The sequence below is a fragment of the Planomicrobium sp. MB-3u-38 genome (assembly GCF_002836425.1).
GTDB lineage: Bacteria > Bacillota > Bacilli > Bacillales_A > Planococcaceae > Planococcus > Planococcus okeanokoites.
Genome location: NZ_PJBO01000001.1, coordinates 75,625 through 92,267, shown reverse-complemented (window position 1 = coordinate 92,267; position 16,643 = coordinate 75,625). Strand labels below are relative to the sequence as shown.

Sequence of the window (16,643 nt, the reverse complement as noted above, 5' to 3'; positions counted from 1 at the left end):
GGAAGATTATTAATGGCAATCATCAAAATTCAAGGTACAGACGAAACGATCGAAGCGCAAAACGAAGTCGCAGCATTTTTGGAGCAGCAGGAAGTTGTCTATGAACACTGGGACATCAATAAATTGCCGGAACCGCTCCGTGAAAAATTCGATTTGAGCGATGACGAGAAAGAACAGATCCTGCAAGCGTTCAAAGCGGAAATCGACGATATCTCTGAGCGTCGCGGCTATAAAGCGGCTGACGTCATTTCCCTTTCAGATTCGAACCCGAAACTGGATGAACTGTTGAAGAACTTCCAGCGCAAACATATCCATACAGACGACGAAGTCCGCTATATCGTCAGCGGCCACGGCGTTTTCATCATCCAGGGCAAAGACGAGCGCTTTTTCGAAGTCCACCTGACACCGGGCGATTTGATTTCGGTACCGGAAAACATCACGCATTATTTCACGCTTGCCGATGACCGCAAAGTGGTCGCTGTTCGCATCTTCGTGACGACTGAAGGATGGGTGCCGGTTTATCAGGAAGAAAGCGTTCAGAGCTGAAAGCATTCAATTAAATGAAAAGAATCCCGGTGAAGAAGCGCATCGCTTCGGCTTCCGGGATTTTTTGTGTATAAAAAGCTTTTCATCACCGGCGTTTTGAGGGATAGTGTAACAAATGAACACACCGTTTCCGCTTACGGACGCGGCGGATGTTCTGCTGATCCAAGGGGAGATTCTGATGGCATTATTAATGACCGATAACGAAATTACACTTGCAATTGTGCAGTCACTCAAAGAAGGGCGCATCCATGAATTCCAGGAGGTCATGGATGAACTGCAGCCCTATGATATGGCACAGCATTATCTCCGCATCCCCGGCAAGCACCGCACCAAGTTCCTTCTTTACTTAACGACCGAACAATTGACGGAATTGATGGATGAGCTCGACAGCGACGAGCAGCTGGAGATCTTGCATAAACTGGGCATCGAGAAATCCAAAAAAGTTCTCGACCGGATGGATAATGACGACCTCGCTTCGCTGCTTGCCGACATCGAGCCTCATCGCGCCGACGAATTGCTGGCGAATATGAACAGCGATGAATCGACGATTGTCCAGAACCTGATGAATTACCCGCCTGAAACGGCCGGTCGGATCATGAATGACCGCTACGTCTGGATTCCGGGTCATTACACGATCCGGGAAGCCATCGACAAGATCAAGCATTTCATTGAATATGCCGAATTTCTGAACTACCTGTACGTGGTTGATGAGGATCGGCGCCTCGAAGGCGTGGTTTCCTATAAAGACCTGCTGCTCGGCGAACTGGATGAGGAAATCAGCAATGTCATGTACAGCCGTGTCGTAAAAGCCGATGTGCTGACGGATCAGGAAGAAGTCGCCAACCTGATCAGCCGCTATGATTTCGTCTCCTTGCCGATTGTGGAGGACGATAACCGGCTGGTCGGCGTGGTGACCGTCGATGACGTGATCGATGTCGTGATGCAGGAAGCCAATGAGGATATCGAAAAACTGTCCGCTTCCGGTAAATCGATCGATTTCAAAACCAAGCCGATTGTCGCCGCTTACCGCCGCCTGCCCTGGCTTGTCCTCCTGCTGTTCATCGGTTTGCTGTCGGGCGGCATCATCAGCCGTTTTGAAGCGACGCTTGAAACGGTTGTCGCACTGACTTTCTTCATGCCGATGATTGCGGGCATGACCGGTAACACCGGCACCCAGTCGCTGGCAGTGGTCGTCCGCGGCCTCGTATCGCAAAAACCGAATTTCCGCCAAAGCATCAAACTGATCGTCCGGGAGTTATGGGTCGGCATCATCATCGGCGTGATTTGCGCCGTGCTGATCACAGGCATCGCTTATTTCTGGCAAGGCAGCCTCGTGCTCGGCTTTGTCGTCGGCAGTTCGCTGCTCCTGACGCTGATCATCGGGACCATGGCCGGCACCATCATCCCTTTACTTCTATTCAAATTAAACATCGACCCCGCCATCGCATCGGGACCGCTGATCACCACAATAAACGATATTCTGTCGCTGCTGATTTATTTCGGCATCGCTACAGTTTTTATCACGCAATTGATGTAAAAGGGTTGCGCCAGTTCTATTCCCTTTATTCCTATTAAGTTACTTGGTATAATGAACAAAAGAGTAAAGGGGCTGCATTATGACGATTCCAAAACCGCTTGTCCAATTAAATCAGAGTTTTATCGTATTGTCGGTTATCGCCGGACTGATCCTGTCACCAGCTATTCTCCTGCTGCCATTCGCAGTGGGTGTCTATACATTGATCACAAAGAAAAATCCGGTCATCATGGCCGCCAGACCGCTTTTGAAGAAGCCGGCCAATGAATATATCCAGGAAGACCGCGACCAGCAATTGTTCAATCAATGGATTGCGACTGTCTGCCTCGGGTTATCATTGGTATTCTTCGCTGCCGGAATTACGGCAGCCGCATATTTCTTCGCTATCATGGTCATGGCAGCAGCCGGCATAGCGCTGATGGGCTATTGCATCGGCTGCACCGTCCGCTACCGATTGATGATGATGAAGCACAACCGCACACGGACGAATTAAAACTGGACGCCACATTGAAAGTGTTTCACTTTCGATGTGGCGTTTTTATATGCCTTTATTTATTTCTTATTCCACAATTCCGAAATTTCGCTATACTGGAAATAATAGGGGGAATTGCTGATGAAATTAGTAAAAGAATCTGCTGAAGGATATAAAGGTTACGGAGTCCCTTATCTGATGATTAAGCAGGAAGAAGCTTCGGACCGCCTTGCTGTAATGCTGCCGGGCGCCGGGTATACAAACCAGGCCCCGCTGTTCCATTACGCGACGGATATCTATCTGCAAAAAGGCTATGATGTTTTAAATGTGAATTACCGGTACAACGATGACTTTTATGATGATTTCAGTATGGAAGAATTGAGCGAAGCCGTGCGCTTTGACGTGGCGAAGGTCATCGGCCAGGTGCTTACCGAATTTTCCTATAAGGATTTCTGCCTCATCGGCAAATCGCTCGGCACCATCGCATTGGCTTCCGAATTGCAGCGTCCGCTGTTCCGGGATGCAGCCGCCATCTGGCTGACGCCGCTCATCAAACGGCCGGATGTTTTTGACGCGATGCTGACTCTCCCGAACCGGGCACTCGGTTTTATTGGCGATGAAGATCGGGTTTATGATGCAGAGCGCTGGAATGAAATAAAAACGAATCCGCAGATGACGCTGCGATTGGTGCCGGGCACCGAACACAGCCTGGAGATTCCCGGAAAGACCCTCGCTTCCATCGACATCATGAAAGACATCATGGCCGAAATCGAGAAATTCTAAAAGGAGGACAATATTAATGATTACAACCGCTGTGCAGAAAATCAGTCAAATCGGCATGCCTGTGAAAGATATTGCACGGGCAATCGACTTTTACAAAGAACAACTGGGCCTGTCCCTCCTGTTCAACACGGATACGATGGCGTTCTTCGACTGCGGCGGCTTGCGCCTGATGCTGAGCCTGCCGGAAAGGGAGCAATTCACCCATGCCAGTTCGGTGCTCTATTTTGATGTGACAGATATTGACCTCAGCTACGCCGACTTTCAAGCGCGCGGTGTCGAGTTCAGCGGCCCTCCCCATTGTGTCGTCAAAAACGGTCCCGCTGAAACGTGGATGGCGTTTTTTGAAGACACCGAAGGAAATACGCATGCTTTGACGAGTGATAAGATATCTTCATAGGAATGAACGGAAGTCCGGACGGTAAATTCGTCTGGGCTTTTTTTGTTAAAATCCATTTCTTCCAAAAATAGTCTGAATATTTATGTTACAGTTAGTTTATATGCATATAGATGAGTTAAGGAAACGGTTGGGTTTAAAGGGGAGATAAAATGGAAGAAACGCAATGGGATTTACGGGAAGTTAAGCGCCTTAAAATGAAGCAGTTACTGCAATACAATCTTGCGATGCTCCTGCTGTTTGTATTGCTAAATTACTTTATGGAATATGGACAGTTCTATCTCTTCATAGGAATTTTTTATGTCCTTGTTGTAATTTTGGCAGCAAGTATAGTGTACAATTTAAAAACAGGAAAATTTATCGGTACAAAGACAAGCAAACGTGTTCAGGAGTTTGATAAAGCTCGCTTAGGAGAGAAACGTTGGAAACGGCGAAAAACATTGGAAGCAGCCTTCGGTGTTGTTCTAACAGTTTTTATTACGATATTCATATTTACAACAGATTTCAATAATTCAGGAGTGAATTATTCTTCAGCTGCCTTTCCATTTATCGGTGCTTGGATCGGCTATAATGTAGGAGAGTTTGTGAGAATGAACACGTTAACAGACCCAGCAAAAAATTGAGCTAAAACCATTGATCAAAATGACAAAGATAAAAGCAAGAAACTTCAGTTCATCCAACTGAAATTTCTTGCTTTATTTTTGTTATACGATGTTTTCTGATAAAAGCTTGAGAGAAATGATATTTCCACTTTCATGGATATACTGTCTGTTATGAGTCGAATACTGTCCATTACATATTGAGAGCGGGATTTACCGTATCAAAGAATGAAAAATCAGCAATTCATTTTCCAGTATTTGGACTTACTTTCCAAATCACCTAAAATACTTTCCAGTTTGACTCAAATACTTTCCAAAATGACTGGAATACTTTCCAATTTGCCATGAATACTTTCCAGTTCCTCATTTCAATTTAACACCGATTTTATTGTATAATATTACCACCAAAAACTTAACCCTCTCCATAAAAATACCCCACAGAAGCACTCGCTCCAGTGAGGTGTCCTCCTATATCTCCACTTCCGCTTCGGAACTTCCTTTCGCATCATCCGGTTTCCAACCCTCCGGAAACGTCTTGCGCCACGCGACGACAACCGCCACAATCAGCAGCACCAGGTAGACGTAGATGCCATAGTCGATTGATCTCGCGATGAAATGGACACCGAGGAATGCACCGAGGATGAATGTCAGCAAGATCATCCGGGCAGAGCCGGGATCCTGTGCAAATTCGAATGACCGGGTAAACGGAAAGTCTTCGTCTTTCATTATTCGATAGGTGATCAGTGAATGCAGAATCGCGCTCAGCAGCACCACGCCAAGGTCCGGCAGGATGCGTGCTGAGAAGATGAATACATAAGCAACGCCGACCACCAAAAATATTGGAAGATACAGTTTGGCGAGAAACGCTTTGATGGCCGCGCTGAACACCGCTGACTCCCGGTTGATCGGCGCTGCCCTGAAAATCCAGCCGCCTTTGTAGCTGCCTGAGAATTTCAGCATGAAAACCGTTCCCGGAATCATGATATTGCAGAAATAGATGAACAAAAACATATTGCCTTCCGAAATATCGGCGAGGCTGCGGATCCGCAATTCATTGAATATGAATAAAAACGGGAAAATCATAGACAGCGCCAGATTCGGAAAAGCTTTCAGCTTGAACTCTCTTTCCTTTTTCATCATCATTGCTGAAAAGCGGAAGAAAACACGTTCTTCCTTACTGCGGCACAACAGCTTTGCCCAAAATCCGTCAAGCAGGTGCCGGCCCGGCTTGCGGCTTTTTGTATCGCTCAGCATTTTTTCGAGATTGCGCTCAAAGGATGGCATCAACCGGCTGTAGACAAAAATTGCGACAATCGGCACCAGGACAGCAAGGACAGTAAACGCAATCATGTGCCAGGCTGCATTGCCGTTCAGGACCATCTCAAACGGCGCTCCGTACCAGATCGGCGGAATCAGGAAATGCCACCAGCTGAACGAGTAATTTATGTTGAGATCGGAGAATTCGAATGCACGGATGAGCACTTGATAACCGACTACAAGTCCCACGGAAAGCAGGATTTGAACGTAATTGATGATGTCTTTCAAACGCTCGCCATCGAAATAGCGGAGCACAAACAGGTAAAGCAGCGAGGTCAGCACGACAACCAACAGCATCGCAAATATGATTTCCACCAGGAAGACCAAAGAGAATAACGGTCCGTGCCGGTATAAGCTCACCACAAGCGGCAACGCTACAAATGCACCGGTTACAAAGCTCATGTAAATCATGATATGGATCGTCTTGGCAACCGTTATCGTTTTTTTATCGACCGGTTTCGTCTGCAGCACATTCTTATCCCGGACATCCAGCAGGACCGATGTGAAATCGGCGATCATGGAAGTCATCAGGATAAACAAGATCATGCCGAACATGATGCTCATCTGGAAAATGTAATTTTCACCGATGAACAGGAAAGGCAGCAACAGCAAACTGTAGATGCCATAGATCCACAGTGATTTCAAGAATTGGTTGCCTTCCTTCTTCTTGCCCATTTCATTGAAAACCGTTGGCACGCGGCGTTCGTCCATCGTCAGTTTGATCCGCAAGATCAGCATCATGACTTCGAAATCGACGCCGAACCGACGGAACAGCCCCTTGAACAAGGCGATGAATTTGAGTGATTTAAACTCCCGCATCGTCATGGTCTCCTCGTACGACGGAAACAAAATGCGCCGCCTTTTCGCGATGCTCAGTAAAGCCGGTCAATTGGTTGAAGATTCCCGACAACGAACCTTCCTCGCTCTGTTCCTGCAATTCCTCGAAACTGCCGTCCGCCATGACTTTGCCGTTCACCAGCAGGACGATGCGATTGCTGATCTTTTCGACCAGATCCATGATATGCGACGAATAAAAGATGGTCTTTCCTTCTGCCGCCAGCTGCGACAGGATTTCCTGGATGAACATCATGCTGTTGGCATCAAGACCGCTCAGCGGCTCGTCCCAAAAAAGCAGGTCCGGATTGTGCAGGAGACTCGAAATGATCAGCACCTTCTGCTTCATTCCTTTTGAAAAAGAAGACAGGCGCGCATGGCGGACATCGATCAGATCAAATTGCTGCAGCAGGCTTTCCGCTTTTCCTTGTGCAAACGCCTGCTCCAAACCATAAAGTTCGCCGATGAAGACGAGATACTCCATCGCGGTCAGGTTGTCGTAGGCTTCCGCATTTTCCGGCACGTAGCCGATGCGGCGTTTGTAGGACGGGTCGCCTTTTGAAATGTCCTGGCCGAAAATCACGACTTTCCCTTTATAATCCTCGATCAGGCCAAGCATGATTTTTACCGTCGTGCTTTTGCCGGCGCCGTTCGGACCGATATAGCCGATAATCTGCCCTTTTTGCACTTCCAGATTAATGCCGTTCAGCACCTGTTTTCCTCCGTAGCTCATTGTCAGATCCTGAATGGATAGAATCGATCCGTTTGCTGAATCCATCTGAACACCCCATTAATTATGTATTACTTTTATCTTAACATCCGATTGGTTGAAATTGGGAGTTCGTTTTAGATTAATAAAAAACAGCTGCCGAATAGATTCGACAGCTGCAAGGGTATATTTTCCATTTTTATTTAATTCGCATTCACTTTATGATCCAGGCGTTTTACAAGGAACAGATAGGCAAGAAGCGCCAGCAGACACATGGTGAAGATGATCAAACCCAATGGCACGGCGGTATCTTCTCCACCCGCGCCAACTAAAGGCGCTGCGATTGCGCCAAGTACGAACGGCAGAAGCCCGAGCAACGCAGAGGCGCTGCCCGCCACACGGCTTTGTTCTTCCATCGCCAAAGTGAAGGAAGCGGTGCCGACAACTCCGATTGCTGTGACAAAGAAGAAAATCGGAATGACGACAGCCCAAAGCGGCCCATCGACCAGCACGACAGCAAGCAGGAAAGCACCTGCGGCAGTTGCCGTATACAACGCGACTTCAAGGAATTTCTTCTCCGGCCAGACGTAGCTGAAGCGGCCGACGGCATAACTGCCGAAAATCAGGCCGATGCCGTTCATTCCAAACAGGATACTGAAGACCTGCGGCGAAACGCCGTAGATGTTCTGGTAGATGAACGGAGTTCCGGCCACATAGGCAAATACGCCGCCGATCAACAGCCCCTGCGCCAATGCATAACCGGTGAATTTCCGATTTTTGATGATGATGCTGAAATTGCTGATGGTTTCCGTCAGATTGCCCGGCACCCTTCTTTCCGGCGGCAAGGTTTCTTCCAATCGCCAAGCACTCACGAATAAAAGAATGAGCCCCAGCAAACTGAGAATCAGGAAGATCCCTTTCCAATCGGCAAACAAGAGAACCGTACTCCCCACTGATGGAGCGAGCAGCGGCACGAGGTTATTGACGACCATCAATAAGGCAAACAGGCGGGTCAATTCCGATCCGCTGCTGACATCCCGCACTATTGCCCGGGAAATAACGAGCCCGGCAGAAGCTGCAAAGCCTTGCACAAAGCGCAATCCGATGAATATGTATATGTTTGGGGCAAAGATACAGGCGACTGAAGCAATGGCATAAGCTATCAAAAAAATGATCAATGGCTTTTTACGGCCCAGTGAATCACTGAGCGGCCCCGTCACCAATTGACCGAATGCTAGTCCAAGGAGACAGGCGGTCAAACTGAGCTGCACTGCCGACGCATTGGTATGGTACACCTCTGCCAAAGTCGGAAACGCCGGAAGATACATATCGATGGTAAAAGGAATCATGGCTGTCAACGCGCCCAAAAGTATAACGAAACGTGATCGTTTCATCCCGGCTAAATTTTTCATTCTTATGGTACCTTCTTTCTTTTTTATTTCTTCTTAATAAATTCCTGAAAAGAAAACAGCTGTTTTTTAGCCTACCACAGAACAAGTCAGACTTCCCTTTTTTTGGCTTCTCGGGGCTGGGAATTTTCTTTGCTGAGAAATTAAAAGAAGATATTTCCATTTCACGGCGAAATTTTTGCTGAACGCCGATATAATTTTTTTATCGCCCGCAAATCTATTTAATCGCCCGCAAGTTATTTTTATCGCCCGCAAACTGATTTAATCGCCCGCAAATTCCGAAACGCAGGATAATTGAGCATCGAATAAAAAATCAAGCATTTATTCCCAGCAGTTTCGCCTCCTACAACCCCTGTAACCCAACAAAAAAAGCCCCTGCATCCGCAAAGGCCTCCTTGATTGGACTGAAGTTTCCCTCAAAATACCCGCGTAAAAAGAATTTGCGCAATCAACAGAACGGTGACCGCACGCAGCAGCGGCTTCACAAATTTCGGATTGAGCTTTTCGGCAATTCGGACGCCTGCCTGTGCCCCGGTAACCGATCCGGCCATAAGCGCGAGCGTCAACGGCCAGATGATGTGGCCCGCCAGCGTATACGTGACCGCAGCGCCCAGACAGCTGGAAAATGTAGCGAGCCGCACAAATCCGACCGCTCGGATATAGGCGATATCGAGATAGCTGAACAGGAACAGCATCAGTGTTCCCTGCCCCGGACCGAAAAGGCCGTCGTACATGCCGATACCGAATAACCCGCCCGCACTTTTCGGCTCAACTTTCAGCCGGCTTTCGCCTGTGAATCCTTTCTTGCCAATAAACGATGTGAAAAATGCAGCCAGCAACAAGAAACTCACCAAAATGTACATTTGCTCTTCCGGTATCGATGAAGCGATAAAGCCACCGGCAACTCCGCCCATTAGGCTCACCGGCACAATCCAATAGGATTCTTTCAGCGACACCTTCTTTTTCCGGATCAAGTAATAAAAACTGGAAAACGAACTGACTGTATTCGAGACTTTATTGGCACCGATCGCAGAATGGACCGGCAACCCGAGCAGCAGCATCGCCGGCAAACTTATCAGTCCACCCCCTCCGGCCAGTGTTCCCAGCGTCGTGGCAATCACTCCGAGAAAGAACATGAAAACGTAATCCATCCCCGTCACCTCTTTTCACACTAACTATAATCCTTCTGTTCACATAAATAAATTCAATAGTTATTATGAAAAACGATAAGTTTTACTTATATAGAAAAAGCCACCCAAAAAGCCGCTCACACGACTTCCAGGATAGACTTTCCCTTTTCATTATTTCGTTTGTCCGTTGCCTCTGATGATATACTTCGTTGACGTCAACGCCGGCAAGCCCATCGGCCCGCGGGCATGCAGCTTTTGGGTGCTGATGCCGATTTCAGCGCCGAAGCCGAATTCGAAGCCATCCGTAAAGCGGGTCGAAGCATTATGATAAACCGCAGCTGCATCGATTTCATTGAAGAATTGTTCAACATTCGCCGCATCCGTTGAAATGATGGCTTCCGAATGCTTGGTGCCGTATTGATTGATGTGCTGAACAGCCTCGTCGACCGTGTCAACGACTTTCACTGCCACTTCAAAGCCCAGATATTCCGTCGCCCAGTCTTCGTCAGTTGCAGGTGCAACTGCAGAAGAAACTCTTTGCACGGCGCTATCGCCATGAATCTTCACGTTCTCCGCCTGTAAAGCATCCACAAGTTCAGCCAGATGAGCGTCAGCCCAATCTTTCTGCACAAGAATCGTTTCGCACGAATTGCAGACAGAAGGACGCTGCGTTTTCGCATTGACCGCAATATCAACCGCCATCTTCACGTCCGCTGTCTGGTCGATGAAGATGTGGCAATTCCCCGCCCCTGTTTCCAAAACAGGTACTGTGGCATTTTGCACGACCGTTTGGATCAGCTTCGCTCCGCCGCGCGGAATCAAAACATCCAGATAGTCGTTCAATTTGAACATTTGCGACGCGGTTTCGCGGCGCGTATCTTCCAGCAATTGAACCGATTCAACCGGCAGTTTGGTATTTTCCAGCGCACGGCGAATCACCTGGACAATCGCTTTATTGGAGTTGATGGCAGTTGAACTGCCGCGCAGTACAATTGCATTTCCTGTTTTCAGGCACAGGCTTGAGGCATCGACTGTTACGTTAGGTCGCGCTTCATAGATCATGCCGACGACACCGATCGGTACACGGATTTTTGTCATCGCCAGTCCATTGGGCTGCTCCCATTTTTCGAGGGTTTCTCCGATGGGGTCGTTTAATCGGGTTAATTGGATCAGGGCGTCAGCCATATCCTTTAAGCGGGCTGCATCCAGTTTCAGGCGATCCACCAGTGAATCGTTCATCCCTGCCTGTTGCCCGGCCGTTATGTCTTTTGCGTTTTCACTTAAAATGAAGTCCTGTTCCTCCAGCAATTGTGCTGAAATGGTCTGCAAAGCCTCATTTTTATCTTCCGTCGCCGCTTTCGCCAACTGGAAAGCCGCCTCTTTTGCTTTTTGCGCTTTTGTTACCAATTCCGTTTCTGTAACTTTTTCTTCTTGCAGAAGTTGAGTCATTCTTTGTCTCCTTTCAAATTATGCATTCACAAGTACTTTCGGTTCCACCAAATTACCGATATAAGTTCCGTCGCCTTTTCCTTCAAAAATATCGACCAGTTTGTCGCTGCCTTCGCCAGAACCGATAAAGACCTGTACATCGGAAGCCAACGCTGTTTTCGCAGCCGTCACTTTCGATTTCATTCCTCCGGTACCGACGTTCGAAGAACCTTCCGCAGAAGCGGCATTTTCCATTTCTTCGTGGACTTCTGTAAGGAAGGTGTATTTTTGGGCTGTTGGATCGGTATTCGGGTTGCCGCTGTAGATGCCATTGATATCCGTCAAAATCATCAGGAAGTCCGCGTGCACCAGCTTGCTGACTAAAGCCGACAGCATATCATTGTCTCCAAAGGTCAATTCCTTCACTGCGACCGAATCATTTTCATTGATGATCGGCAGTACGTCCCGCTCCAATAAATTCGAGATTGTGTCATTTGCGTTCTTATACATATCTTTCGTCAACAGCAATTGTGCCGCGACGATGCCATGTTTCTTGCATTCATCCGCATATGCCTGCAACAGCAGTCCCTGCCCGACAGCTGCAGCCGATTGCTTATCAACAACGGCATCCGGACGCGATAAATAGCCGATGCTCTTGAACCCTGCAGCTACTGCTCCTGACGAGATTAAAATCACTTCATGGCCATCTTCTTTCAAACGGGCCAATGCTTCGACGTGTTCACGCAGTTTGCCGATCGACAATTTCCCATTCGGATCTGTCAGTGAACTGCTGCCTATTTTTACTACAATTCTTTTCTTCTCCACTTACTATCACTCCTATTTTAAATAAAAAATTTTCCCTTCTTCATGAAGACGGAAAAACCTCGGCTCCTTGGCATGTTTTCCAATTGAAGATTGTGCTCAATCCTGCGATGGGACTATACGCTGTTACGATGTTTTTATTTAACTTAAATAGACCGAATTAACACTGTGAAAAAGAATTTTATATTAATAAAACAAAATGATGAGCGTATAATCCTGCATGGATCCTAAAACCGTCAAAAAGGTTTTCTATCTGAATCCAGCAACTTCCCACCAGCGCTCCGCCTCGTTCGGTATTGTCTAAATTTCCGCTTGTGAAATTTTAAACAAAAGAATCAAGTAGCAATGTTAACATACATTATTTCCATTTCCAAATTACCCCCAGTTTTTCAGCGTCCTCGAACACTTCCCAAAGCCTATTGGATGTAAGGGTCAGCACTTTTTTAAATTTTTTTTTAAAAAAGCTCTATCCGGCTCCTGCCAGACGCCAAAACCACTGCTTCGTCATCCCCCATAAAAGCATAAAAAAAAGACCATTCAGCGAATGATCTCCATGAAATGCGTCAGTATTTTGGCCGTTAATCCCCATATCACCTTGTCTTCGTAGATATAGAAATATTCATCGACCTGGCGGGTGCGCCAATTGTAATTTTCCCCTCCGGCAATGAGGTCATAGGGGAAACTTTCTTCCGGCTGAATATCGAAATTCACGCGGTAGACCTTCGGATCTTTTTCGAGGAAAAACGATAACGGTACAGTGAACAGACTGTCCACTTCCGGCGGATTCGGCCGGAATTCAACATCCGGATCGATGATTCCCGCGAAGCTGTAAACGATCATGCCGAACGGCGAAACGATATAGTCCAGTGGGAAAATATCGGAAATCTGCTTGCGGCCGATGCCCAGCTCTTCCATCGTTTCACGGACTGCCGCGTCCCTTTCGGACTCATCCTGTTTATCGATTCTTCCACCCGGAAAGCAGATGTCGCCGGGCTGGTTTCTGAGCAGATGGGAACGGACTTCGAAGAGGATATGGATTTCGCCGTCTTTTTCGATCAACGGCAGTAAAATCGCAAATTTCGCAAACTCCTTATTGCCCAAAACTTCCGGAATGCGGTCTTTCACTCGAGCCACTAAACTTTTCGGATCCATATCTTCACCTCCGTTTCCTTTCCTTCTATTTTAGCAAACCCTCCGGCTAAATGCTTTCCTGGCAATAAAATAGAAGCCCAAGTTACATAAGTTCGTTTTTTACCGCTTCGGCGCTTAGAAAGCGGCTTTTTTTGAGAGAGTTTTAAGATATGGAGCAAAAGAGCGCAGACGCCCAGGTGACCAAGCGAAGTGCTGAGATCCACTCGGGCGAAGGGTACTGAGCACGAGTTAGCTCAGCGCAAGCCACCAGGCAAGCGCAGCTGTTTTGCGGAATATCGATTATTAAAAAGATATTAGTTCAACTTACAAAACAACTCCCCATCAAATCATCAATAATTCCCTTATATCATCTTCCGTCATCGCCGCAAGCGGTTCCTGGCCGGACTGGATGACTTCGTCGATGAGGTTCTTCTTCTTCTCCTGCAATTCGGTGATTTTTTCTTCTATTGTACCTTTAGCCACCATACGGATTACCTGCACGGTGTGCTGCTGTCCCATACGGTGCGCCCGGCTCGCCGCCTGCTGTTCGACTGCCGGATTCCACCATAGGTCATAGAGGATGACCGTGTCGGCTCCAGTCAGGTTCAGTCCGGTGCCTCCCGCTTTCAATGAAATCAGGAACAGATCGCCTTCACCCTCATTAAAGCGGCTGCACATTTCGACGCGGTCCTGCGGCCGGGTCTGACCATCCAGATAGAAATACGGCCGCCCTTCCCGCGTCAGCCGGTTGCCGATCAATTGCAGCATTTGCGTAAACTGGGAAAACACCAGTACACGGCGTCCCGCCATCCGGCTGCTTTCAACGATTTCCATCAATTGATCGAATTTCGCCGAGCCGCCTTCATAGCCTTCAACGAACAGCGACGGGTGGCAGCATAACTGGCGAAGCCGGGTCAGGCCGGCCAGTATTTTGATACGATTTTTCTGCAGACTGTCTTTATTAAGATGCTTGAGCGCTTCCTGCTTCAGTTCAGCGAGATAGGCCGCATAATATTTTTTCTGCGCCGGATACAGCTCGGAAAATTGCAGCGTTTCGACTTTGTCCGGCAATTCCTTCAGCACATCCTGTTTGACGCGCCGCAGGATGAACGGACGGACGCGTTTGGCGATGCTCGTGCGCCGCATTTCAGCGAAACGCATCCGGTTTGGCAGCAGTTCCGGGAATACAACATGGAAAATCGACCATAATTCATCCAGTGAATTTTCAATCGGCGTGCCGGTCAACGCAAAGCGGTAATCCGCTTCAATCGCTTTGACCGCTTTCGCTGTTTGGGTCACCGGATTTTTGAAAGCCTGCGCTTCGTCCAGGAACAGCGTATGGAACGTCTTGCCCTTGTATAGAGCACCGTCCATGCGCAGCGACGGATAGGATGTGATCAAAACATCCGCTTCTGCATTATCGGCAAACCGTTTCGTTCTCCGGGTTTTATTGCCATCAATGATGACGGCTTTGATATCCGGTGTAAATTTCGTGAATTCTTCGAGCCAATTATAGGTCAGCGACGAAGGCGCGACGATCAGCACCGGGGCTTGTCGCCGGCGGATTTCCGGCAGTTCCGACTGGATGAACGCGATGCTCTGCAAAGTTTTGCCAAGCCCCATATCGTCCGCGAGAATGCCGCCAAACCGGTATTTTGCCAATGCTTTCAGCCAGTTGAAACCGGCTTTCTGGTAATCACGCAATATCCCTGTCAGCGGTTCGGGGATGTCAAAACCGACTTCTTCGGGATTGCTGAGATTCTGCAGCAGCTTCGCAAAATCCGCACCGGGATCGAGCAATTCGCCTTCCTCGAGCGACGCCACCAGCTGCAGCCCTTGAATCAGCGGCAGCCGGATTTCGTCGCCGAACCACTCTTCTTGATTGCCAAGTTCAAGCATTAAATCGTTCAGCGCAATAAATTCAGGCGTTTCCAAAGACAATAACGTACCGTTAGGGATTCGGTAATACTTGCGCTTTTCCTTTAAAGCAGCGAGCACCAGCCGGATTTCCGCCTCCGGAATCTCGCCCGGCTCCAGCTTGAAAGCCAGCCAATCCGTGCGTTCCTTCACTTCCACCTTCACTTTCGGTCCCAGGTAATTTTTCTGCACGCGCATTTTCACAGCTGTCGTGGCATACACCTGCATCAATTCTTCCAGCTGCGGAATGGTGTGGAACAGAAAATCATATTCCGCTTCTTCGTCCTGCATATAAAAGCCTCCGTCTGTCTGGGTGAAGAGGCTGTTCTTCATGAGCTCCATGATCCGCTCTTCTTTGCCCCGCTGGCGGCGGACGCCCGGCAGGTGGCGGATTTCATCTTCCGCTTCTTCACATGGATTGATGACCAGTTGGCCATAATGGAATTCCACTCCGGCAAGCAGCCGGTTGCGGATGCGGTCAAGGAATAGTTTGGCCGATAACGGTGTTTCTTCCAGCCGCCCAGTGACAGCGGCAGCCATATGTACTTCTCCGAGACGTTCCAGTCCCGGAATGACGCTTTCCATGAAATAATCAGCCTGAGCCGGTGTAATATCCAGTTCTGCTGAACCTTCCATCAACTCTTTCAACTCTTCCAATCGCCTGCAGTCGTCCGGCGGCAATTTCACAAATACTCCGCCGCTGATCGCCAGTCCGTATGACTTCATGACCGTAATCCCATCGAGCCCTTCCGCTGTCAGCACATAGCCCGCGTCGCCGGACGTTTCAAAACGGAAGATCAACGGTAAATCGCCATCAAAACGCAAGCCTCTGTAAATCCGACCTTTATGCCCGATATTGACTGACGGAATTTCCGCGAGCAATTGCACAAGCGAATCCCATGCAGAAGCAGGAATAATGATGCGGCCACGACCAGTCACCGTACCATTGATCTTCATCAATTCTTGCAGCAGCGCATCCGTTTCCGCTGTAAAACTGAATGCTTCCCGAGAATAGGTTAAATCCGCAGAAATTGGATAGCTGGAACCCTGGTCGACCGCTTGCAGAAACGCTCCTGCGTTCTGAATCGGCACTGCGCCGTCCATCCCGGCGCTCAGTTTAGCCGAGAAGAAACGCTCGCCGTCTTCCGCTTCGACCGAATGCAACAGGAAGCTGATTTCCAATACCGGCCGGTCATCGAAATGCAGCTGTTTTTTGCTTGGACGCATCCTTTTGTCGCCGAACAGCTCCATTAAGCGCTCCGTTTTTTGCCGTTCCTGCTGCTGCACTTCATTGATTGCCAAAAGTGTGGCGGCAATATGCTGGCAATAGGTGCTGACAAAGCCGACAGGCGGGCAGCTGCATGAAGCGAGGATGGTGCCATCCAGTTCTTCTTTGACAGAGACTTCAAAAATACCGTTTGCCCGGACCTCCGCTTTGACCACAGTGATATTTTCACTCAGCGGCTCCAATGCCACTTTGCCCGAATCGAAATAAGCCTTGCCTTTCCGGTAGGCCGCCATGCCGCATAATTTTTTTATCCGATAATCGTTCAATGATGAATTCATGGAATGACCCTTTCCCGTACATGCTTGCATTTACTTTCCATTATCGCCAATA

At 48.3% G+C, this 16,643-nt stretch carries 14 protein-coding genes; 6 read left to right on the top strand and 8 right to left on the bottom strand.

Annotation, left to right across the window (positions count from 1 at the left end; genetic code table 11):
• Positions 1–12: 12 nt before the first annotated feature.
• The 6 genes from CXF70_RS00535 to CXF70_RS00510 all read left to right on the top strand — a co-directional run bounded on the left by CXF70_RS00535 (position 13) and on the right by CXF70_RS00510 (position 4,352).
• Entirely contained in the window at positions 13–546 is a 534-nt protein-coding gene (locus tag CXF70_RS00535) for a 1,2-dihydroxy-3-keto-5-methylthiopentene dioxygenase (protein ID WP_101801040.1), read from the top strand.
• A gap of 178 nt (positions 547–724) precedes the next feature.
• On the top strand, positions 725–2,083 hold the full coding sequence (gene mgtE / locus CXF70_RS00530; protein WP_101801315.1) for a magnesium transporter: 1,359 nt from the start codon (positions 725–727) through the stop codon (positions 2,081–2,083).
• Between the two features lie 79 nt (positions 2,084–2,162).
• Entirely contained in the window at positions 2,163–2,573 is a 411-nt protein-coding gene (locus tag CXF70_RS00525; protein ID WP_101801039.1) for a DUF4395 domain-containing protein, read from the top strand.
• A 120-nt stretch (positions 2,574–2,693) separates the two neighbouring features.
• Positions 2,694–3,335: an alpha/beta fold hydrolase gene (locus CXF70_RS00520; RefSeq protein WP_233208501.1), complete on the top strand. Its 642-nt coding sequence runs from the start codon at positions 2,694–2,696 to the stop codon at positions 3,333–3,335.
• Between the two features lie 16 nt (positions 3,336–3,351).
• A complete protein-coding gene (locus tag CXF70_RS00515) occupies positions 3,352–3,732 on the top strand; it encodes a VOC family protein (protein WP_101801038.1) in 381 nt (126 codons plus the stop codon).
• 149 nt (positions 3,733–3,881) lie between these two features.
• Entirely contained in the window at positions 3,882–4,352 is a 471-nt protein-coding gene (locus CXF70_RS00510; protein WP_101801037.1) for a hypothetical protein, read from the top strand.
• A 444-nt stretch (positions 4,353–4,796) separates the two neighbouring features.
• On the opposite strand, the gene CXF70_RS00505 is transcribed toward CXF70_RS00510, so the two are convergent.
• The 8 genes from CXF70_RS00505 to CXF70_RS00470 form a co-directional block, all read right to left on the bottom strand.
• On the bottom strand, positions 4,797–6,464 hold the full coding sequence (locus tag CXF70_RS00505; protein ID WP_101801036.1) for a hypothetical protein: 1,668 nt from the start codon (positions 6,462–6,464) through the stop codon (positions 4,797–4,799).
• Positions 6,451–7,257, bottom strand: coding sequence for an ABC transporter ATP-binding protein (locus CXF70_RS00500; RefSeq protein ID WP_101801035.1), 807 nt, complete (start codon positions 7,255–7,257; stop codon positions 6,451–6,453). Before CXF70_RS00500 ends, CXF70_RS00505 begins: the two co-directional genes overlap by 14 nt.
• A gap of 134 nt (positions 7,258–7,391) precedes the next feature.
• The gene (locus CXF70_RS00495; protein ID WP_101801034.1) at positions 7,392–8,600 is read right to left on the bottom strand and encodes a multidrug effflux MFS transporter; all 1,209 of its coding nucleotides are present in this window, start codon (positions 8,598–8,600) and stop codon (positions 7,392–7,394) included.
• Positions 8,601–9,013: 413 nt separating this feature from the next.
• Positions 9,014–9,748 carry a sulfite exporter TauE/SafE family protein gene (locus CXF70_RS00490; protein ID WP_101801033.1) on the bottom strand — a complete coding sequence of 245 codons (735 nt, stop codon included), beginning with the start codon at positions 9,746–9,748 and terminating at the stop codon, positions 9,014–9,016.
• Between the two features lie 150 nt (positions 9,749–9,898).
• Positions 9,899–11,176: a glutamate-5-semialdehyde dehydrogenase gene (locus CXF70_RS00485; RefSeq protein ID WP_101801032.1), complete on the bottom strand. Its 1,278-nt coding sequence runs from the start codon at positions 11,174–11,176 to the stop codon at positions 9,899–9,901.
• Between the two features lie 18 nt (positions 11,177–11,194).
• Positions 11,195–11,980, bottom strand: a complete 786-nt coding sequence (gene proB / locus CXF70_RS00480) for a glutamate 5-kinase (RefSeq protein ID WP_084243497.1) — start codon at positions 11,978–11,980, stop codon at positions 11,195–11,197.
• A gap of 534 nt (positions 11,981–12,514) precedes the next feature.
• The gene (locus tag CXF70_RS00475; protein WP_084243496.1) at positions 12,515–13,129 is read right to left on the bottom strand and encodes an NUDIX hydrolase; all 615 of its coding nucleotides are present in this window, start codon (positions 13,127–13,129) and stop codon (positions 12,515–12,517) included.
• A 321-nt stretch (positions 13,130–13,450) separates the two neighbouring features.
• Positions 13,451–16,591, bottom strand: a complete 3,141-nt coding sequence (locus CXF70_RS00470) for a DEAD/DEAH box helicase (RefSeq protein WP_101801031.1) — start codon at positions 16,589–16,591, stop codon at positions 13,451–13,453.
• Positions 16,592–16,643 lie beyond the last annotated feature (52 nt).

What these genes read in the sequence shown, in the direction of transcription:
- CXF70_RS00535 (WP_101801040.1), top strand. Translation starts at nt 13, where the DNA reads ATGGCAATCATCAAAATTCAAGGTACAGACGAAACGATCGAAGCGCAA.
- mgtE (WP_101801315.1), top strand. Translation starts at nt 725, where the DNA reads ATGGCATTATTAATGACCGATAACGAAATTACACTTGCAATTGTGCAG.
- CXF70_RS00525 (WP_101801039.1), top strand. Translation starts at nt 2,163, where the DNA reads ATGACGATTCCAAAACCGCTTGTCCAATTAAATCAGAGTTTTATCGTA.
- CXF70_RS00520 (WP_233208501.1), top strand. Translation starts at nt 2,694, where the DNA reads ATGAAATTAGTAAAAGAATCTGCTGAAGGATATAAAGGTTACGGAGTC.
- CXF70_RS00515 (WP_101801038.1), top strand. Translation starts at nt 3,352, where the DNA reads ATGATTACAACCGCTGTGCAGAAAATCAGTCAAATCGGCATGCCTGTG.
- CXF70_RS00510 (WP_101801037.1), top strand. Translation starts at nt 3,882, where the DNA reads ATGGAAGAAACGCAATGGGATTTACGGGAAGTTAAGCGCCTTAAAATG.
- CXF70_RS00505 (WP_101801036.1), bottom strand. Translation starts at nt 6,464, where the DNA reads ATGCGGGAGTTTAAATCACTCAAATTCATCGCCTTGTTCAAGGGGCTG.
- CXF70_RS00500 (WP_101801035.1), bottom strand. Translation starts at nt 7,257, where the DNA reads ATGGATTCAGCAAACGGATCGATTCTATCCATTCAGGATCTGACAATG.
- CXF70_RS00495 (WP_101801034.1), bottom strand. Translation starts at nt 8,600, where the DNA reads ATGAAAAATTTAGCCGGGATGAAACGATCACGTTTCGTTATACTTTTG.
- CXF70_RS00490 (WP_101801033.1), bottom strand. Translation starts at nt 9,748, where the DNA reads ATGGATTACGTTTTCATGTTCTTTCTCGGAGTGATTGCCACGACGCTG.
- CXF70_RS00485 (WP_101801032.1), bottom strand. Translation starts at nt 11,176, where the DNA reads ATGACTCAACTTCTGCAAGAAGAAAAAGTTACAGAAACGGAATTGGTA.
- CXF70_RS00475 (WP_084243496.1), bottom strand. Translation starts at nt 13,129, where the DNA reads ATGGATCCGAAAAGTTTAGTGGCTCGAGTGAAAGACCGCATTCCGGAA.
- CXF70_RS00470 (WP_101801031.1), bottom strand. Translation starts at nt 16,591, where the DNA reads ATGAATTCATCATTGAACGATTATCGGATAAAAAAATTATGCGGCATG.